Raw genomic sequence first — 21,118 nt, forward strand, 5'->3', positions numbered from 1 at the left:
AAAAGTGCTTACGTTTAAAGATAAAAAGGCTTTCCCAACTCTTCTGAGTCGGCTCATGGGCAAAGCCTTTATTTCTTCTTTAAACGCATTAGATGAAAGAATTTTTTGTCACGCATAGAGCGGGGCAATATTTGGTGAATACTATGAAAATTAAAGCATTATCAAAGCTAAAGCCTGAACAAGGCATCTGGATGACTGAGGTTGATAAACCTGAAGTTGGCCATAACGACATTCTGATCAAAATTAAGAAAACCGCTATCTGTGGTACAGACGTACACATCTACAACTGGGACGAATGGTCACAAAAGACGATTCCAGTGCCTATGATTGTCGGTCACGAATACGTGGGTGAAGTGGTTGCGATTGGTCAGGAAGTTCGTGGCTTTGAAATCGGTGACCGCGTATCTGGCGAAGGTCACATCACGTGTGGTCACTGTCGTAACTGTCGTGGCGGCCGTACTCACCTATGTCGTAACACGATTGGTGTGGGCGTTAACCGTGAAGGTGCATTCGCTGAATACCTAGTGATCCCAGCGTTCAACGCGTTCAAGATCCCTGAAGGCATCTCTGACGATCTAGCGTCTATCTTTGACCCGTTTGGTAACGCAGTACACACCGCGCTTTCTTTCGACCTAGTAGGCGAAGACGTGCTTATCACAGGTGCTGGCCCAATCGGTATCATGGCAGCAGCAGTAGCGAAACACGTAGGTGCTCGCCACGTAGTGATTACAGACGTGAACGAATACCGTCTAGAGCTTGCTCGTAAGATGGGCGTAACACGCGCAGTAAACGTTGCAGAAGAGAAGCTAGAAGACGTCATGTCTGAGCTAGGCATGACAGAAGGCTTCGACGTTGGTCTAGAAATGTCTGGTAACCCAGCCGCATTCAACTCAATGCTAACCACTATGAACCACGGTGGTCGTATTGCACTACTAGGCATTCCACCATCAGACATGGGTATCGACTGGAACCAAGTTATTTTCAAAGGCTTGGTGATCAAAGGTATCTACGGCCGTGAAATGTTCGAAACTTGGTACAAGATGGCTTCACTAATCCAATCTGGTCTGGACCTATCGCCAATCATCACGCACCACTACAAGATTGATGACTTCCAAGAAGGCTTCGACGTAATGCGCAGCGGTATGTCAGGCAAAGTTATTCTTGATTGGGAGTAAGGTCGCGATAAAGCAGCCTAAAACCTTTTGATACAAGATTAATAAAAACGCCTCAAGTGAACCTTGGGGCGTTTTTGTTTTATCGAGTTGGTTTGAACCTGTAACTAGAACTCGTTACTGCTTATTTGCTATTAATTCAGCCTTAGCGCTTTATCGCGATGGTTCCGGTTTCAACTACGCGAGATTCCTTCGAAACCATGACTTTTATCGAGTGTTTTTCTGAAGAGAATAGTGTTTTAGCCGAAGTCGTTGGCCGCCCAAGTGCAGGCGCATGCTCTTGCTTTTGATAATGGATTTCCCAATGACGAGCTTGAGTGTTGTAGCGCATAAACGCAAAGCCATTCACACTCTTGATGGTGGTGTCCCCTTTTTGGTAGAAGCCGTAGTCGCGAAAACTCATATAGTTGATTAAACCGTTGCGATGGTCCTTCACGTCATTGTATTGCTTGTCTTCTTTGCTACCTTCCACGTGATACACCCTAATTAGATCATCACTCCAATCATCAACAACAAAAGAGCAGCCGCTGAAGTTTGGTGTGAAAACATACAAATGATCGCGATGAGGGTCAGGGTGTTTAGGTATATCGAGATACTTGCCTTGCGCGACCCAGTAGGCCATCTGTGATGTTTTTTGGTCGGGTTGTTGCCCAGCAAAGGTATCAATGACTTCGATAGTGCCTACTGTTCCATGAGCGTGTTTGTATTGCATGCCACTGAAAACAAGCTCACCGCTTTCTTCTACTTCTTTCTTTGTCGCTGGGCTGAGAGATGTCATCTGATGAGCAACGATCTCTGCGCTGACGCATTGGTTGTTAAAGCTAGAACCTAGCAAGTCGGACGGCAGCACACGTGTTCCGGTCGCATCGATCATTTCCTTTCTTGATGTCGGCATCGGTGACAGAATGGCATCAGGAAACTCACGTTCTTCGCCTACGTGAATATGGTTTTTCTGTTCTGTCGCGGCTTCAGTGATATTGGCTTCCTGCTTCTCTTTGTTGCGCTCATCAATGGTTTTATTTTTGTTATTGTTCCATCGCTTATAATCATCTGTTGAATAGGTTAATTCAGCCCTGCGTTCTTGCCGCTGTCGTGCCGCTCGCTGTGCTGTGGTTTCTTGAGTTTCTTCCGAACTAACAGGCGCTGATTGATATCGCATGTAGGCATTCCGATAAAAAATAAATAAAAGAATACCAGCGATTTTATAAATTTCATGACCCAACTGTTTAAATAGTAACTTTTACTAATAAAAAACTCACAATGAATTTAGTGCTATTGTTAATCATAACGTTAAGTTTGTTTTTAATAGGTTAAATACAATTTAATAATAAATATTATCTTTCGTTATTTAATTATTTGTAGGTGGAATGGTTTGGTGTTGATGAATATGGCTTTTAACCTTTATAAGAGAAGAGTCGGTCGTCTTTCTAAAATTGAGGGCGTACGTCAAACACCTAAAACAGGGGAAAGAAGGGTTAAAAAATGAGGAGATAGATCTCCATGGTGCAGAGCGACTTCCTTGAACTTATGTCACTAACATAGGGATGAAACCTGCACCTTTCAGCTACTAGGGTATATACTCTCCGATTTTTGTGGGCTGACTAACGTGAAACATATGATTCGATTGCTAATTGTTGCTGCAACAGCGTTGTTGATGTGGATGGATTTCAAAATCTCAGCGGTAAGTCGAATTGATACACTTATTGATTTCTCTCAATCGATCAGAAATTTCACGTCGATGCCTAGCTATTCTTCTACCACACAGTTTCCTTTCAACGTTCCTAGCTACGTGACAGTGCACATGACTAAAGAGCTCAATGCACTCTCAGACATGGCAAATTATAAAGAAGTGAGCCTCAACCCAACTAACCGTGAAAACCTTGCGAATGAACGGGAGACTTCTGTCTTAGAGAGCGATGAGATATCAAGTGCCTATCGTGTATATCTTGAAAATAGTAATGTTTATCTTACTCGTTATGATCCGATCGTCGTAGAGCCATCATGTGTTCAGTGCCATGGTTCTGTAGACACGGCGATGGCGGAACAAATCGAGATGTATGGTCGTGACGACGGTTTCAATTACAAAGTTGGGGATATCTATGGGCTAAAGGTCGCTTCAATTGACATCACCTGGTTCTTGCTAAGATACGTTGGTCTGGCCGTATTGTTTGGAGTGCCAGTGGCTATTTTGGTCGGCAGATATAATCGAAAGCTTAATGCTGCAATGAACATCGATGCGCTTTCTGGTGCGTTCAATAAAAACTATTATCTGAAGACCAAACATACTTTTGGTTCGGGCTATTTTCTTCTTGTTGATATTGATGACTTCAAGCAAATCAATGATACCCATGGGCACCAATATGGCGATATGGTGATCAGTCAAGTGTGTCAGCTCTTGAAATCATATTGTCGAGACTCGGACCAACTGTTCCGTTTTGGTGGCGAGGAGTTTGCTTTGTTTATGCAAGGCGACGCGTCTAAGCTGCGAGTTGAAGAGTTCTTAAAAAGTACACTCAATGAAATAAGGCAGACATCGTTTGGCGACGAGCAGGTTAAGCTTCGAGTTACTGTTTCTATTGGGGTTTGCCACAAAGTGGAAGAACAGCATATCGATGACGTAATGTCGAAATCAGATAAGGCGCTATATCAGGTCAAATGCACTGGTAAAGACAACTTCCTCTTTTATGAGGAATGATCGTCGACGAAGCATTGATGGTCTTCTCTATATGGTATCTAAACCTCGATAAAGCGCCTAATAAACGATGACAACTTATTTAAAAGTGGATACGGTTTCTTTTAAAAATATCGTTTATTAGGCGAAACTAGTTGATTGGTAACAGCGTTCATTTGGCTGTTTGAAAAATCAATAAATTATTGAAATAGATGAGCTTTGCTCTATTTTAATACTCAAGCTTTGCCGCATTTCTATTAACTATTTCCGATTTATCAACGGGTTTCATTAAATAGTTCATTGCGGTAATGAAAAACAAGAGTACCGCGAATGCCAAATACGTCGTTTCAGTCGTCCCCGATATTGAAGCGAGTATCCCTCCGAAAAAACCTGATACGCCCCATGCAGAGTAGAGTATGCCGAAGTTAGTGCCGTATGACTTCAAGCCATAGTCAATTGCCGTGACCGGAGGGAAAACACCAAATAAAGCACCGTAAGACATTGCGCCAACTGAGATTCCAATCATCAGTGGGATTGTGGTTTCTATCGTTGTGAAAAAGATCATGTTCACGGCTTGCAATAGGAAGATCAAACCTAAGGTGTGAACACGTCCTATCTTGTCAAAAACGACCCCGCCAATGACTCGACCTGCGGTGTTGAAAATAGCAAGCAAAATGATACTTAGCGCGATTTCTTCCGATGTTAATCCTATCGATTTACTGACGTTACCAATAGAGCCTATTAGCATGATACCGGCTGCCGATGAGACCATGAACATCAACCATATCTGATAAAACTGTGGCGTTTTCAGCATGTCTAGCCACTGAATGTTCACATCGACGCAAGATTCTGCGGTTTCTCCCTTTGGCTCATCGGCCACATAACCCTTCGGAGGATCAACGAGCAGTGATGCCATTGGAATCATGAAGAGTAAGCCAATACCGAGAATCTTAAACGTATCTAAAATGCCAAAGTGCTCGATAAGAACCGTTGATAGAGGCGCTAAATACAGCGCCGCCATCGCAAAACCGCCAGCGGTGAGGCCGCTGACAAGTCCCTTCCTATTCTCTGGCCACCACTTCATGGTGCAAGGGCCGATACAGGCATAAGCAAACCCCATACCTGCGCCAACCATGCACCCAAATGTAACCTGCAGTTCCATCAATGTTGAGGCATAACCCGAAGCCAAAAGTCCTGCTCCGACAAGGAATACACCAAGGATTGTTACTATTCTTGGTCCTACTTTGTCTTGCCATACACCGGCCAAAAATAGACTGACTGAGAAGGTAAAAACAGACGTCTGATATGGCCCATCTACGTGCTTTGCATCAACACCCAGCGCTTCAGCTAAAGGTTCACTGAAAACACCCCATACGTATAAGATACCGATTGATAGATTCACTATTAAACCTATCAATAGAATTTTAAATGGTTTATTAATCAATTTAGCCTCAACATATTTTTACTATGAACAATCGTTAGAAATAATGACCTTTAATGATTTATGGTCGGAGGCATGCGTAAATGTTGAATACGCTTCCTCTGCTTCTGATAAGGTAAATTGATGGCTAATCAGATCTTTAGGCTTTAAGTAACCCGCTCTAATTTGTTTGATCAGCATCGGAATAGTATGGGTATGGACCATGCCTGCCGTCATGGTGAAATTGCGTTTCCACATGTCTTCAAGGTTGATGATTGCTGGCTTACCGTGCACACCAAGTACTGCAATGTTACCTCCTGGGCACACCAGCTTTTGAGACATATCCCAGCCAGCAGGAATACCAATGGCTTCGATAACGACGTCGACGCCCACATCATCGGTCATGTCCAAAATTTGCTGTACTGCTGTGCCATCTGAGTTATCAATTGCGTGTGTGGCTCCTAGCTCTTTAGCGACTTGAAGGCGGTGAGGGTTATTGTCGATCGCGTAGATTTCGCTTGGAGAGAAGAACTTAGAAGTCATTAATGCCGCAAGGCCAACCGGACCACAGCCAATCACCGCTACAGAGCTGCCAGGTTGGACTTGGCCATCAAGGACGCCCACTTCATATCCAGTTGGGAAGATGTCACTCAGCAGAACCAAACAATCGGTATCGATGTCATCAGGAACAAGGTGCAAGCTGGTGTCACCATGAGGGACGCGAACGTATTCAGCCTGGCATCCGTCAATTTCATTGCCTAGCAACCAGCCGCCATCTAAACACTGGCCAAATTTAGACACTTGGCACATTTTGCAGCTGCCGCAAGAGGTAATGCATGAAACAATGACGCGATCGCCTGGCCTAAAATTATTAACGCGATCACCACAAGACTCTACAATTCCGACGCCTTCATGACCCATGATGGTGCCAGGTTTAAACGTTGCTACATTATTTCTTAAAATATGTAAGTCAGTCCCACAAATGGTTGTCTTTTCGATTTTAACGATGACATCACTTTGATTAATAATTTCAGGCTTTTCTCGCTCGACTAATTTAGCGGTGTCTTTTCCGTCAAATACATATGCTTTCATTGGGGGTCCTTAATTCACATTATTGTTATGGAAACACCAAAATATAATATAGGTGGCATTTATAAATTAACGTGACCCATTTAGCAGTTAACAATTGATTAGCAGATAATAAACATAATTCAAATTTCTAATAATTTAAAAGAGTCAGAAATATAAAAATAAAATCACTTTATTAAAGAAAGTGAATAATATAATTTCAAATAAATCATTTTAGCGTGGTGGTTTCAAATAACTTGCCATAAATAGATAAACGATGATTCCTCACTTTATTAAAGGGTTTATATATTCGGTATGAGGTCTAAGCCTATGACGAGGTGACATACATTGTTGGATTGAGGGGAATACGGCATTTGGGTAGCGAACCAGAACGATTTGAGTTCGAACCGCAACCTTATGCGCTCTAATCATTGACTTATCAATTACATAAAATGTGGAGATCATTTCCAAATTTGGCAGGTAAACATAGATTGCATAGCGCGAGCTAATCCAATTCTGTCATTCGTTTGTTAATACTGCATGCAATAAACACGATCTGATGAACGTGTTTATTTACCTAACCATGAATACAAAAGGAAATGAAAATGAGAAAGTCACTGACACCACTTGGTTTAGCATTGGTATTTGCAGGCTCAGCAAACGCAGCAAACTGGGGATATGAGGGAGAACACGGCCCAGCGAATTGGGGGGAGTTTGCTTCTGAATGTGCTAAAGGTCAGAACCAAAGCCCGATTGACATTCAATCAACGACAGAAGCGAAGCTAGATAAGTTGAACTTCGAATATGAAGGCAAGGTAATGTCGTTGCTCAATAATGGCCACACGCTGCAAACCAGTTTAGAAGGCAACAATACGCTAACGGTTGACGGCAAAGAATTCACACTGAAGCAATTCCACTTCCACACACCTTCTGAAAACCACGTTGATGGTAAAGAGTACCCATTGGAAGCGCACTTTGTTCATGCGGATAAGGCGGGCCACCTAGCGGTTGTGGCGGTGTTCTTTAAATTGGGTGACGCGAACCCAGATCTCGCGAAGCTGTTGGCTAACGTTCCAAATAAAGATCAGGACGTAGCGATTAAAGTCCCATTTGATGCGGATGCCTTAATCCCGAGTGATAAAGAGTACTACCGTTTTAATGGCTCTCTAACGACACCACCATGTTCTGAAGGGGTTCGTTGGTTGGTGATCAAAGAGACGCAAACTATCTCTCCAGAACAAGTAAAAGCCTTTGCGAAAGCGATGGGTCACAACAATCGACCAATTCAGCCACTGAACGCGCGTATGATCCTAGCGCAGCAGTAAGTTTGAAAAACGAGTAACGAAAAAGCCCGCTTATAAAAAGCGGGCTTTGTGATTTCTCTGGCTGTGTTTAGAAGCCATTGTCTTCTTGTGCTTGAGCTTTTGCCATTTGAATTGGGTCGAGCTTGAGCGTTTGTGTTGGGAACGCGATATCCGCTTCGTGCTTCTTAATGATCGCCATCACTTCGAGCAGTACATCTTGCTTCACCTCGTGGTAGCGAACCCAGTTCACTGTTTTGGTGAAGGTATAGATAAAGAAGTTAAGAGATGACGCTCCAAACGCATCAAAGTTCACGATGAGGGTCTGGCGTGTATCGATGTCTTTGTGATTCTTCAGCATTTCACGCACTTCATCAATGATCACTGGCACTTTGTCCGCATCGTCGTAACGTAGGCCAATCGTTTCAAAGATTCGACGGTTCAACATGCGTGATGGGTTCTCTACTACGATGTTGCTGAAGACAGAGTTCGGTACGTACAAAGGACGCTTATCGAAGGTGCGAATGCTGGTCATACGCCAGCCGATACGCTCCACCGTGCCCTCAATTTGACGGTCAGGAGAGCGGATCCAATCTCCAACTTTAAATGGGCGGTCAAAGTAAATCATCAAACCACCAAAGAAGTTAGAAAGTAGGTCCTTTGCGGCCAAACCGACAATCAAACCACCGACACCACCGAAGGTCAGTAAGCCAGACAGGCTAAGGCCAAATGCCTGCATTACCGTTAGAACGCCAATAACGATAAAGAACAGACGTGCAACTTTCGCCACGGCTTGTACTGTGGTCTCGTCACGGGTTTTCTGTTCGAGAACGTAATCTTCGACGTTGGTGATGAGGCGCATCACGATCCAAACTAAGATGCTGATCACGAGGATGAGTTTGAGGGTACTGAGCCAGTTGAACTCATTACCTAACTCACTTTGCAGTACGATGCCAAGCGAGACCGTTGCTGGCCAACACCAGATTAAGGTACTAATGGGTGTCTTGAGTGCTTCGAGTAAAAGGTCATCCCAATGGAAAGGGGTTTTCTCAAATAAAATCGCGAGACGAGAATAGAGGACGCGCCAAGCAACCCAAGCAAAAAAGCTGGCGATTGTTATGAACAGTACGCTGCTGCTCCAATCTTGATGGTTCGCCATGACGTAAGTTTGAAGTTCTGTAAACCACTGTGGCATAAGTAAAGTTTCATTTTTTAGAACAATGGGTGAAAGGTAGCAGAGTTTGAGTTTTCGCCCTAGTAAAATGATGTGATCCGAAAAATCAACGTTCATCTTTTAAGTACGAAAAAGTAAAGGATGAGTGTTTAGTTAGGTGTTAATGATTTTTGTGTAAATACAAGTCAATGACAGGAAAGGTGAAATGCAAATTATGTGTCGCTCGGTTAGTCCCGTGTGATGAAACTCGAAGTTTGAAAGATAAGCGCTATCATTCGAACCATCAATTGTAGGTTCTTTGACTCATCGCTAACATTTATCAAGTTCAATTATGAGACTGTAAGGTTAATTTGATATGCGGAGATGAACCATGGAATTTACAGAGCTAGATAGAAATGCGCTCTACGACATTTGGATGTCGCAAAAAGCAAAAATGCACCTTACCCAAATGGAGATGGCAAAACGTCTAGGTATTAGTCTGCATGAGTTCTCTTCTTTGTTACGCGGCAATGCTCCGCTAACTCTGGGTTTTGTTAAACAGCTATGTGAGCAATTACACGTTCGCCCTGGACAAGTTATTCCATCCTTGACGGAACGAGATATCTCCGGTTCTGGTTCGGTATATTTGCAAAACCGCATTACTGTCGACGGTGAGATCCGCAACGTGTTTGTTGAAGGCAATCAGGTTGTGATTGAGTACGAGCACCACGTAAGCTGATACGAATGAACAGACAAAAAAGCGAGCTTGAAGGCTCGCTTTTTTGTTTTCATGCTGCTAGTAGGAAGTTATTTAAGCTTATGGCATTTTTACCAGTGAATCACGCGATAGGTCAGAGATGGTTTTCGCTCCTGTAAGTGTCATTGCTACGCGCATCTCTTTGTCATACAAATCAAGCAAGTTCTCTACGCCGGCACCGCCTTGCGCTGCGAGTGCGTAAACAAAAGAGCGACCAAGTAGCGTACAATCTGCACCAAGTGCCAGCATACGCACGACATCCAAGCCGGTGCGTATACCTGAATCAACGAAAATCTTCAGGTCGCCTTTTACGGCATCGGCGATGCTAGGCAAAGCTTTTGCTGTAGAAAGCACACCGTCCAGCTGGCGACCACCGTGGTTTGAGACAACAATACCATCCGCACCAAAGCGAACCGCGTCTTTGGCATCTTCTTCATCCAAAATACCTTTGATGACCATCGGACCATCCCAAAAGTCACGAATCCACTCTAGATCTTTCCAAGAGATTGAAGGATCGAAGTTTGCGCCCAGCCAGCCAATGTAGTCTTCCAACTTGGTTGGCTCGCCACGGTAAGTGGAGATATTACCTAAGTCGTGAGGTTTACCTAATACACCCACATCTAATGCCCAGCTAGGATGAAGCATAGATTGGAATACACGGCGCATCGCCGCATTTGGACCACTCATACCGGAGTGCATGTCACGGTAACGCGCGCCTGGCACTGGCATATCCACAGTGAAGACCAGCGTTGTTACACCAGCGGCTTTCGCGCGCTCAAGTACGTTCTGCATAAAGCCACGGTCTTTTAGAACATACAGCTGGAACCACATTGGACGTTCAATCGCAGGGGCCACTTCTTCAATTGGACAAACGGATACGGTCGACATGGTGAAAGGAATGCCTTTCTTTTCTGCCGCTTTTGCTGCTTGAACCTCACCACGTCGTGCGTACATACCTGTTAAGCCAACAGGCGCTAGAGCAATAGGCATCGCCAGCTTTTCACCGAAGATTTCCGTTTCTAAGCTTAGCTCACTCATATCGCGCAGAACACGTTGACGCAGTGCAACGTCACCTAGGTCATCGGTGTTGCGCTTCAATGTGCGCTCATCGTATGAACCGCCATCAATGTAATGGAAAAGGAATGGAGGCAGCTTGGCTTTCGCGGCAGCGCGGTAATCTGTAGAAGCAGAGATAATCATATTCGTGTGTCCTGGCTGTTATTCTAAGATTGCGTCCTGAGTCAATGAGCACCTGCTCTGTCAGTGTTTCACTGACTGCCATCCTTAAGGCAGTCGACATCAGAATAGAGTATAGATAAGTGATTGAGCTGTGAGACATTCCATACACGGAACAATCAATTATCTGCACTGAAAAAGACTGGCACACCGGTCGGGGGATTGATGCAGCAAGCCACACCAAAAGTCGGGGTAGTAGTGCTGACCGCTGTGCCAGAGAAAGTGCAGGGCGGGGGAGACCCTGCGTAAGTGTTACTTCATTAAAGCGTCGGTGACTTGGAATCCGTAAATCAGAATCAGACCGATGATGCCTGTTACGACTAGGTAGTAGAACGTTGGGATAACCGTCTTGCGAAGGGTTGCGCCTTCTCGTCCTAGCAGGCCAACCGTTGCAGAGGCAGCCACAACGTTGTGGATGGCAATCATGTTACCGGCAGCCGCACCAACCGCTTGAAGGGCCACCACAATGGCACTTGAGATAGTCAGTGTCTGCGCTACTTCGAACTGGAACTGACTGAACATCATGTTCGACACGGTGTTCGAGCCGGCGATGAATGCACCAAGGGCACCAACAGTAGCACTCAACGCCGGGAATGCTGAGCCAACTAGGTCTGCTGCAAAGTTTGCCGTGGTTACAGGCATACTTGCTAGCTCGGCGCCGTTGACACCTGAGTTAATAAAGATGCGAACCATAGGGATGGTGAACACAAGAACGAAACCTGCACCTATTAGTGTCTTGCTTGATTCGCCAAACGCTTTGCCAAGTGACTTAGCGCCGCCACCATGCAGAAGAACCGCAAGTAACGCTACGAAGACTAAGATGCCACCCGGAAGGTATAGAGGTTGAATCGCTGTGCTGATACCTGTTTCACCAAGAATATTACCAAACGATAGGCTTACGCTCTTAAGTAGACCTTTGAACTCAGGGCTTACGCGACTTGCTACTAGGATAACCGCTAGCATTACGTAAGGTGCCCAAGCCTTGGTTAGGCTCATTGGTTTACCTGGGTTGTCATCCAGATTGATCTTTAGAGAACCGAGCCATTCTGCTGGCCATTTATCTTCGCTCTCGAAGTCCCATTTTGTTTTTGGAACGAGAAACCCTTTTTTCGCGGCTGTGACTACAATCGCCAGGCCAACTAGACCACCGATTAATGATGGGAACTCAGCACCTAGGAACACACCTGTTAGTGCGTAAGGCACGGTGAAGGCAATACCTGCAAATAGCGCGAAAGGTAGGATGTCTAGACCTTCACTCCAGCTCTTATTCTTACCAAAGAATCGAGTCAGCATCATTGCCATGAGTACCGGAATTAGAGTACCAACCGTTGCGTGAATCATTGCTACGCTTGCGGTGATTTGCTGCAGGTAAGTTTCCCATGTTGAGCCATGAGCAACCAGTGCTTCACCAATGTTGTGCGTATCTAAACCTTTGTTCACTCCTACGATGATTGGTGTCCCAACCGCACCGAAAGATACTGGTGTAGATTGGATCATCATGCCCATCAGTACCGCTGCAAGCGCAGGGAAGCCAATCGCAACCAATAGAGGAGCGGCGATAGCAGCAGGTGTACCGAAGCCAGATGCGCCCTCAATGAATGAGCCGAAACACCAAGCGATGATGATGGCTTGAACGCGACGGTCGGCTGAAATATCAGTAAACCCATTGCGAATTGTGGTGATCGCGCCAGTGTGTTTTAAAGTGTTAAGCAAGAAGATGGCACCAAACACGATCCATAGAACAGAGACAGTAATACCTAATCCTTGGAAGACAGAAGCCAGTACGCGAGTAGCTGACATATCCCAAAACATTAGGGCGATAGCGACGGTTAGACCGAACGCAACAGGCATGGCTTTTTTAGCAGGCCAGTTGAGACCAACCAATAATATGGCGGCGACAACAATTGGCGAAAATGCCACAAGGGCAAGTAGGGTTTCACTCATTGGTACATCCTCGTACGCTGACTTCTCGAACCGCTTTATGCTGTTGAGATGATTTTTGTTGTAATGGTTTTGTTAATTTAGCGTGAATTTACCCCTTTATTTTTTATAGATATAGGGAAATAATGAAATTGATTTATTCCAAAAGTGACATAATAGAATGCGTGCAGATGATCTAATCCTGTTCTCACAGGTGATAGAAATAGGCAGTTTTAGTAAGGTGGCTGAAGAAAATAACCTTACAAATTCAGTAGTTAGTAAAAGAATTGCGCGGCTAGAAGAAGAGATAGGTGCTCAGCTATTATATCGAACAACGCGTAAATTGACCCTGACCGAAGCAGGGAAGGTTTTGTTACACAGTGCTAAAAATGTGAAGCAAGCCACTCAGGAGGCTATGGATGCAGTTTCAGGCTTTGGTGAGAATGTCAGCGGTCATATCAAAATGTCGGTGCCGACTATCTCGGGTGATTTGATCTTGGCGGACGCCGTTGCCGAGTTTTGTAATATGCACCCAGGTTTAACCGTCGATATGTCGCTTGACAATCGCTTTGTTGACTTGGTTGCTGGTGGCTTTGACTTGGTGATTCGAACTGGTTATCTAGAAGATTCCAGCTTGATTGCGCGTCATATTCTTGATTCACAATGGGTGGTTTGTGCCTCGCCTTCTTATATTGTCAAAAATGGCAAACCGATTGAGCCCATCGACTTAACCACGCACAACTGTTTGCAATACGCCTATCAAACTACCGGTGCGACCGATTGGCAGTTCAAAGGCAAGCAGGGTGACTACATCGTTAAAGTGTCGGGCAGCTTCTCTACGGATAACGCTACCGCATTAAGAAAAGCAGCACTGGGTGGGCATGGTATCGCCTACGTACCGCGTTGCTTGGTTTATCACGACATTCGTAGTGGTGAGCTGGTGGATATTTTCCCTGAGTTGGTCGGCAAAAAGCTCGGTATCTACGCGGTTTATCCTTTTACTCGTCAGCCTCCAAACAAAGTAAAGCTCTTGATTGAGCACATTCGAGAACGATACCTAACTATCTCACATTACTTTTAGGCAGTTCATAAATACAAGAAATGTTTCAATCTATTGGTTGAAATTCTATACCTGAGCCCTAAGGTAGGTATTGAGAATAAATCTCAACAAAATAATAAAACAAAACACTCAACTTCAAACGGAGTAACACGGACGTTATGCATTACCCAAAAACTCGTAAAGATTCTGTTGTCGACACTTATTTTGGTCACGACATCGCAGATCCATATCGCTGGTTAGAAGACGATATGAGCCAAGAAACCGCAGAATGGGTTTCGGGGCAAAACTCAGTGACCTTCGATTACTTAGGTCAAATCCCTTTCCGCCGACAAATTCGCGATTTAGTGGCGAACAGTCAGAACTATGAAAAGTATTCTCAACCTTTTGTTCATGGTGAATACACCTACTTCTATAAAAATGATGGTTTGCAGAACCAGAGCGTTTTATACCGTCGCAAAGGAGAGGAGGAGGCGGAAATCTTTCTCGATCCGAATACTTTTTCAGAAGAAGGAACGACATCGCTTGGCGAAGTGAAGTTCTCTAAAGACGACACACTTGTCGCGTATTCCATCTCTGAAGGTGGTAGCGATTGGCGTAAGATCTTCGTCATTGATGTCGAAACCAAACAGCAGCTTGAGCCTGAAATTGTCGACGCCAAGTTCACCACTATTTCTTGGGTTGGTAACAAAGGTTTTTACTACGCAAGCTATGATAAACCACAGGGCAGTGAGCTTTCGGCTCGTACTGAGCAGCACAAGCTTTACTACCATGAGTTAGGTACTCCACAAAGTGAAGACAAAGTGGTCTTTGGTGCGTTGGAACCACAAAAGCATCGTTATGTAGGGGGAGTGACCACCAAAGACGATCGTTTCTTGATTATCACAGGTGCGGAATCTACATCAGGAAACCGACTGTTTTATGTGGATCTCACTTCAGAAGAGCAAGACGTTATCACGCTTCGAGATACAACCGATGGTGATACTTATTTGATCGATAACCAAGATGACACTTTAATCTTATACACCAACTTGGATGCGCCTAACGGCAAAGTGGTTGGCTACAACATTCAAACTCAACAATGGACAGAGATCATTGCTGAACAGGAGCAACCACTGGATATCAGCAAAGGTGGTGGTTACTTGTTCGCGACTTACATGGTCGATGTTTTGTCTAAAGTTCAGCAGTTTACTTATCAAGGCGAGTTAGTACGTGAAGTGAATTTACCTGACCAAGGCACCGTATATGGCTTGCAAGGCAAAGCAGAAGATAAGACGCTTTACTACTCTTTTACTAACTACGTGACGCCACCAACTATTTTCTCTTTTGATGTAGAAAGCGGTGAGTCAACGCTTTATCAAGAATCGAAAGCACCGTTCGACCGTAAAGAATACGAATCTCAACAAGTGTTCTATACCTCGAAAGACGGTACAAAGGTTCCGATGATCATCTCATATAAAAAAGGCACCAAACTCGATGGCAGCGCACCAACCATGCTTTATGGCTATGGTGGCTTCAATATCAGTTTGACGCCGATGTTCTCAGGAAATGTCGCGAACTGGTTAGAACTTGGTGGCATCTACGCAGTCGCTAACATGCGTGGCGGCGGTGAATATGGTAAAGCTTGGCACAACGCGGGTACTCAACAACAAAAGCAAAACGTATTTGATGACTTTATTGCGGCGGCTGAATATTTGATTGAACAAGACTACACCAGCTCAGAGCGTCTTGCGATTCGCGGCGGCTCAAATGGCGGTTTGTTGGTCGGTGCATGTATGACTCAACGACCAGAGCTGTTTAAAGTGGCGATTCCTGCGGTTGGTGTATTGGATATGCTTCGCTACCATACTTTTACTTCTGGTGAGGGTTGGAAATACGATTTTGGTACTTCCGAGCAAAGTGAGGAGATGTTTAAGTACATCCTAGGTTATTCACCAGTGCATAACGTGAGAGAGGGAGTCTCGTACCCTGCTACGCTTGTTACGACTGCAGATCACGATGATCGCGTTGTACCTGCCCACTCATACAAGTTCATCGCAGAGTTGCAAGACAAGCATCAGGGAGAAAATCCAGTGCTGATCCGTATTGACGTGAACGCAGGTCATGGTGCGGGTATGCCATTGAGCAAACAAATCGACCTAACTACCGATGTTTATGCGTTTGCTCTGCACAACATGGGTATCGAGAAGCTCGATATTTAATGAACGTATTCTGCTACTGATAGCGAAACGCCAGTTAACAGAACCGCAATAAAAAATGCCGCGATATCCATCGCGGCATTTTTCATGGTTGGGGGAACTCAATTTGATCGTTAGGGTGACTAAGCCTAACGTTGAACCAACCAGTCTCGGCGGCCAAACCGAATGGCAGCTATACCATTTTCGTAGTTATGGCGAAAAATTCGCCATACTTTAATCCTAGTTTATGAATATGAAATTGTGATGAATCTAGGCTGCATCATGTTGATTTTCATTGTTTTCAAGATCAAATGAGGCATCAATCAGCTTTCTCGTGTAATCGCTTTTTGGATTATGGAAGATCTCTTCCGCCGTACCTTGTTCCATCACTTCACCCTTTTGCATGACTAACACACGATCAGACAGTGCTTTCACAACAGAGAGATCGTGGCTGATGAACAAGTAGCCGATGTTATGCTTCTTCTGCAGATCTTTCAGAAGATCAATTACGGTCAGTTGAACGGAGCGGTCCAGTGCCGACGTGGGTTCATCAAGCAGAATGAAAGAGGGTTCCAGAATCAACGCGCGCGCAATCGCAATACGTTGGCGTTGACCGCCAGAAAACTCGTGTGGGTAACGGTTAATAGATGCTGGGTCTAAGCGCACCTCTCGCAGAACATCACGTGCTTTTTGCATCCGTTCTGCTTTACTCATTTGAGGTTGATGCACGGTGAGAGCTTCCGTGATGATGTCGCCAACGGTCATTCTTGGTGAAAGTGAACCGTATGGGTCTTGGAAGACCATTTGTACGTCTTTCTTCAGTTCGAAGCGTTCTTTGTCCGTCAGAAGTGCTAGATCTTGCCCTTTAAACTGAATTTTCCCGGTTGAGGGCAACAATCCGATCAAGGCTCGGCCAAGCGTTGATTTGCCTGAACCAGATTCACCCACGATACCTAGCGTTTCACCCTGTTTTAGTTCTAAAGAGATACCTTTTACAGCCTCAAAGTATTCGTTCTTACTTGCGATAAAGTGAGGCTTAATAAGAAATTTAACGCGAATATCATCGGCTTTAAGCAGTTCAGTTGCCCCTTCTTTAATGGGATCTTTACTGCCTTTTGGAATCGAGTTAATCAGCATCTTAGTGTAATCATGCTGAGGATCAGAAAAGAGTGTTTCTGTGATGCCTTCTTCGACCACTTTACCTTTACACATCACCAAGACTCGGTCGGCAAAGTGTTTCACCACACCTAAGTCATGAGTAATGAAGAGAATCGCCATGCCCATTTTCGCTTGGATCTCTTTGATCAAATAAAGCACTTCAGCTTGAACGGTCACGTCGAGCGCCGTTGTTGGTTCATCGGCAATCAGAATGTCGGGCTCGTTAATCAAAGCCATGGCAATCATGATGCGTTGCAACTGACCACCGGAGAATTCGTGCGGAAACTTTGTGTAAGCTTGTTGAGGACTTGGCAAGTGCACTAAGTCAAACAGCTCAAGCACCTTATCTTTGGCTTGTTTCTTACTCACCGGGCGATGACACATAATGGCCTCCGCCACTTGAATACCAACGCGCATGTATGGGTTAAGAGAAGTCATTGGCTCTTGGAAAATCATACCAATACGATCGCCACGGATGCTTTGCATTTGGCGTTCGGTTTTCTCTAGGATTGATTCGCCTTCAAAGACGATAGAGGAATCGGCGTGCAAAATGGCATTATCTGGCAGCAACCTCATCAACGCATTGGTTGATACCGATTTTCCTGAACCAGATTCGCCTACGATAGACAGCGTTTCACCAGCTTTAAGATCAAAGCTAACATTCTTTACTGCATCGACGATACCATCGTTTGTCGTAAAGCTGACAGACAGGTTGTTCACCGAAAGAATGGTTTGTGTGGACATCACGTTTCCTTGTGTATCGAGTTGTTATTACTGCTACTGCCTTTTCACGTTGGCAGAAACCTATACTGGGTTATCCCTGCCTAGTTATATAGCTGAGGCGCTCCCGTTTCTGCTGCAGTCATTGCTTGCAGATACAAGAATTGCTCATGAGCACGAGTGACATGGTCGAGTTCGATCATCCACTGAGCATTGCGCTGCGCCGAGCAAAATGCGGCCATGTGCGCGAGTAAATCTTCACTTTGCTTACTCAATAACTGGCTAACTCGGCCAATCAAATCATGGCTTTCGAGTTGTAAGAACTGGAACAGAGCGTACGATTGGTTAAGGGCTGAAAACGCCTCTTGCTGCATTCCAAGTTTATTGAGAATTTCAGATTGGGCTACGCTGGCATCGCGCAAACCGCTGATGAGACATACAAACTGGCACGGTTTGGTAAGGTCGTTTTCGAGTGCGGAGTGAATGTGATTTGGCAAATGGCTGAGAACATCTTCATACAAGCGATGAGCTTCTGGCCAATGGCCTTGTTCCATCAGCTGTTCTGCTTTTAAGTAGCGCATCCAGCATTGCTCAATATTCATCTTCATCTCCACAAAATTCAATTTGAATAGATATTAAATGAAATTAATTATCAATTGCAAGTGCGACTTGTTTTCATTTTAAATGGCGTACAGCTGTTCGTAAAATGTCCAAACGAACCGGTGTGGAAGATAAATCACTTAAATTTAAACAAATAATCTCTACACTGAGGTAAAGACAATAAGAAAAAGGAGGCGAGTATGGCAGTACAAAGATTGGAACCTAAACAGCTGTATTCTGTAGCTGAGTTAGAGAATATGCCATGTAAGTCGACCAAGGAATTACCTCCGATTGACGAGATTGTCGGGCAAGAACGCGCACAAAAAGCGGTTGAGTTCGCTATGTCAATCAAGGAGAAAGGGTACAACATCTACGCCATTGGTCAGAATGGTCTGGGCAAGCGCACCATGATTTTGCGCTACTTAAACCGCCATCAGCATGATGATGCGGCTCTGTTTGATTGGTGTTATGTCGCGAACTTTGAAGACACGCGCACACCAAAAGTACTGAAACTGCCTTGCGGTATCGGTAACAAGCTTAAAGTCGATATCGAAAAACTGATGGGCAAGTTACTGAATGCACTGCCTCTCGCTTTCGATAACGAGATGTACTATAGCCGTGCCGATCGCCTAAAAAACCAATTGGCGAACAAGCAACAGTCAGAATTGGATACCATCAGTAAAGAAGCCAAAGAGAAGGGCATTAGCCTAACGATTACTGCGCAAGGTGATTACCAATTTGTGGCTATGAATGGTGAAGAACTGCATACCGAAGAGTCTTTCGATGAGCTAAGCAAGAAAGAGCAGGAATACTTCGGCAGTAGCATTGATGAGCTGGAAGTGAGCTTACGTAACATGGTACGTGAGTTAACCGAGTGGGAAGACTCGTTCAGTGAGAAGATCAAAAAGCTTAACGATGATGTGACGTTGGATGTGATCACTCACTTCATCAAGCAGTTGAAAGTGGATTACGCTGAGTATCCAGAAATCAAAACTTACCTAACCGATCTGCAAAAAGACATTGTTGAAAACGCTGAGATCTTCTTAGAGCAGAGTGGTGAGCAAGGTGAGATTGCGACCGCTTCTCTGGATAAGAAACTGCCACGTCGTTACAAAGTCAACGTGCTGGTGAATCGCAAAAACAGTGAGTTCCCTATAGTGGTAGAAGAGAACCCGAACTACCACTCACTGTTTGGTTCGATTGAAACCGCAACCTTCAAAGGTACGGTATTCACCGATTTCTCTTTGATTCGAGCGGGTAGCTTGCACAAGGCGAACGGTGGTGTGCTATTGATGGATGCACAAAAGGTACTAGAACAGCCTTACGTGTGGGACGGATTGAAGCGCGCTTTACGCTCTCGTCAGTTGAGCTTCACGTCACTAGAGAAAGAAGTAACGCTGACTGGTGCCGTTTCGCTTGATCCTGAACCGATTCCATTGGATATCAAGATCATCTTGTTTGGTGATTACCGTACATACCAATTGCTGCAACATTACGATCCGGAGTTTGGTGAGCTGTTCCGAGTAACGGCGGATTTCGAAGATGAAATGAAACGTACGCCGGATTCAGAGCTGCAATACGCACGCTTTATCTCTAGTGTGGTGAACGACAACAACATGCTGCACTGCGATAAGAAAGCCATTGCGCGCATTATCGAGTACAGCTCACGCTTGTCTGGTGACCAAACCAAGCTTTCGTTGCATTCTGCCAACATCGCTAACCTATTACGTGAGTCTAACTACGTCGCTCGCCAAGCGAATTCCAACATGATCCGTATCGGACACGTGGAAGAGGCTTTGAGCAACCAAGAAATGCGAGTTAGTCGTTTGCAAGATAGCGTGATGGAAACATTCGTCAATGGCACAACCTTGATTCACACTGATGGCTCTGCTGTTGGCCAAGTCAATGCTCTCTCGGTACTGAGCACCAGTGATCACATGTTTGGTGCGCCAAACCGAATTACTGCGACGACGTGTTACGGCGATGGAGACGTGATTGATATCGAACGAAGTGTCGACCTTGGCGGCAGCATCCACTCTAAAGGTGTGATGATTCTGTCTGCTTACTTGTCGTCTGTGTTCGGTAAGACTGCACGTGTACCATTGACGACCACAATTACCTTTGAGCAATCGTACGGTGGTGTTGATGGCGATAGCGCAAGTATGGCTGAGTTCTGTGCTGTGGTATCTGCGTTCTCGAAACAGCCAAACCGTCAGGATATTGCGATCACAGGTTCGATGAACCAATTCGGTGAAGCGCAACCTATTGGCGGTGTGAACGAGAAGATCGAAGGCTTCTACGATGTGTGTGAAATCAAAGGGCGTCATGCGGGGCAAGGGGTGATCATCCCACGTTCCAACGTGCATAACCTAATGCTTCGTCCTGACATTGTGAGAGCAGTAGAGAAGGGGGATTTCCACATCTGGGCAATTGATCACGTAACTGAGGCTGTTGAGCTATTTACTGGTAAAGCGGCGGGCGAAGCAACAGACGAAGGAACTTACCCAATCGACACCATTTTTGGGTTAGCACAAGCTAAGTTAAATGCGCTGAGAAAATAAGCGATCGTTGACTTAAAAGTTTATAGAAAGACGTACAAGCTTTCATAACTTGTCACAACGACAATATCCTGACGTAATGTCGGGATATTGGCGTTAAAGCCATGAAATTGATGGCTTTTTACTCTGGACAAAAATGTGATCTACCTC

Annotated in this window: 15 protein-coding genes; 7 read left to right on the plus strand and 8 right to left on the minus strand. The window is 44.9% G+C overall.

Annotated features, from left to right (window positions below; genetic code table 11):
• The first annotated feature begins 143 nt into the window (after positions 1 to 143).
• A complete protein-coding gene (tdh, locus tag KHO06_RS18860; RefSeq protein WP_212583122.1) occupies positions 144 to 1,175 on the plus strand; it encodes an L-threonine 3-dehydrogenase in 1,032 nt (343 codons plus the stop codon).
• A gap of 142 nt (positions 1,176 to 1,317) precedes the next feature.
• On the opposite strand, the gene KHO06_RS18865 is transcribed toward tdh, so the two are convergent.
• Positions 1,318 to 2,331, minus strand: a complete 1,014-nt coding sequence (locus tag KHO06_RS18865) for a cytotoxin (protein ID WP_212583123.1) — start codon at positions 2,329 to 2,331, stop codon at positions 1,318 to 1,320.
• Between the two features lie 456 nt (positions 2,332 to 2,787).
• On the opposite strand from KHO06_RS18865, the gene KHO06_RS18870 reads away from it, so the two are divergent.
• A complete protein-coding gene (locus KHO06_RS18870) occupies positions 2,788 to 3,867 on the plus strand; it encodes a diguanylate cyclase (protein ID WP_244858446.1) in 1,080 nt (359 codons plus the stop codon).
• Positions 3,868 to 4,072: 205 nt separating this feature from the next.
• On the opposite strand, the gene KHO06_RS18875 is transcribed toward KHO06_RS18870, so the two are convergent.
• Together KHO06_RS18875 and KHO06_RS18880 are read right to left on the minus strand one after the other, a co-directional pair.
• Positions 4,073 to 5,287: an OFA family MFS transporter gene (locus KHO06_RS18875; protein ID WP_212583125.1), complete on the minus strand. Its 1,215-nt coding sequence runs from the start codon at positions 5,285 to 5,287 to the stop codon at positions 4,073 to 4,075.
• Between the two features lie 21 nt (positions 5,288 to 5,308).
• The gene (locus tag KHO06_RS18880; RefSeq protein WP_212583126.1) at positions 5,309 to 6,355 is read right to left on the minus strand and encodes an alcohol dehydrogenase catalytic domain-containing protein; all 1,047 of its coding nucleotides are present in this window, start codon (positions 6,353 to 6,355) and stop codon (positions 5,309 to 5,311) included.
• 581 nt (positions 6,356 to 6,936) lie between these two features.
• Between KHO06_RS18880 and KHO06_RS18885 the strand changes: the two genes are divergently transcribed.
• Positions 6,937 to 7,656, plus strand: coding sequence for a carbonic anhydrase family protein (locus KHO06_RS18885; protein WP_212583127.1), 720 nt, complete (start codon positions 6,937 to 6,939; stop codon positions 7,654 to 7,656).
• Between the two features lie 67 nt (positions 7,657 to 7,723).
• Here KHO06_RS18885 and KHO06_RS18890 read toward each other — a convergent pair whose 3' ends face one another.
• On the minus strand, positions 7,724 to 8,827 hold the full coding sequence (locus KHO06_RS18890; protein ID WP_005432249.1) for a mechanosensitive ion channel family protein: 1,104 nt from the start codon (positions 8,825 to 8,827) through the stop codon (positions 7,724 to 7,726).
• Between the two features lie 349 nt (positions 8,828 to 9,176).
• Between KHO06_RS18890 and KHO06_RS18895 the strand changes: the two genes are divergently transcribed.
• The gene (locus KHO06_RS18895; protein WP_005432247.1) at positions 9,177 to 9,524 is read left to right on the plus strand and encodes a helix-turn-helix transcriptional regulator; all 348 of its coding nucleotides are present in this window, start codon (positions 9,177 to 9,179) and stop codon (positions 9,522 to 9,524) included.
• Between the two features lie 78 nt (positions 9,525 to 9,602).
• Here the strand turns inward: KHO06_RS18895 and lldD are convergent, their stop codons facing one another.
• Complete coding sequence (lldD, locus tag KHO06_RS18900) at positions 9,603 to 10,742, minus strand: FMN-dependent L-lactate dehydrogenase LldD (protein WP_077201983.1); 1,140 nt, start codon at positions 10,740 to 10,742, stop codon at positions 9,603 to 9,605.
• 288 nt (positions 10,743 to 11,030) lie between these two features.
• Positions 11,031 to 12,722: an L-lactate permease gene (locus KHO06_RS18905; protein ID WP_212583128.1), complete on the minus strand. Its 1,692-nt coding sequence runs from the start codon at positions 12,720 to 12,722 to the stop codon at positions 11,031 to 11,033.
• Between the two features lie 157 nt (positions 12,723 to 12,879).
• Between KHO06_RS18905 and KHO06_RS18910 the strand changes: the two genes are divergently transcribed.
• A complete protein-coding gene (locus KHO06_RS18910; protein WP_212583129.1) occupies positions 12,880 to 13,779 on the plus strand; it encodes a LysR family transcriptional regulator in 900 nt (299 codons plus the stop codon).
• 137 nt (positions 13,780 to 13,916) lie between these two features.
• Positions 13,917 to 15,956, plus strand: coding sequence for a prolyl oligopeptidase family serine peptidase (locus tag KHO06_RS18915; RefSeq protein WP_212583130.1), 2,040 nt, complete (start codon positions 13,917 to 13,919; stop codon positions 15,954 to 15,956).
• 246 nt (positions 15,957 to 16,202) lie between these two features.
• On the opposite strand, the gene KHO06_RS18920 is transcribed toward KHO06_RS18915, so the two are convergent.
• Positions 16,203 to 17,834: an ABC transporter ATP-binding protein gene (locus tag KHO06_RS18920; RefSeq protein ID WP_212583131.1), complete on the minus strand. Its 1,632-nt coding sequence runs from the start codon at positions 17,832 to 17,834 to the stop codon at positions 16,203 to 16,205.
• 80 nt (positions 17,835 to 17,914) lie between these two features.
• Entirely contained in the window at positions 17,915 to 18,412 is a 498-nt protein-coding gene (locus KHO06_RS18925) for a hypothetical protein (RefSeq protein ID WP_038891505.1), read from the minus strand.
• A gap of 198 nt (positions 18,413 to 18,610) precedes the next feature.
• Here KHO06_RS18925 and KHO06_RS18930 point away from each other — a divergent pair, with 198 nt between their 5' ends.
• Positions 18,611 to 20,971 carry an ATP-binding protein gene (locus KHO06_RS18930; RefSeq protein WP_077263363.1) on the plus strand — a complete coding sequence of 787 codons (2,361 nt, stop codon included), beginning with the start codon at positions 18,611 to 18,613 and terminating at the stop codon, positions 20,969 to 20,971.
• Positions 20,972 to 21,118: the final 147 nt, after the last annotated feature.

The organism is Vibrio sp. B1FIG11 (assembly GCF_905175335.1).
GTDB classification, from domain to species: Bacteria; Pseudomonadota; Gammaproteobacteria; order Enterobacterales; family Vibrionaceae; genus Vibrio; species Vibrio campbellii.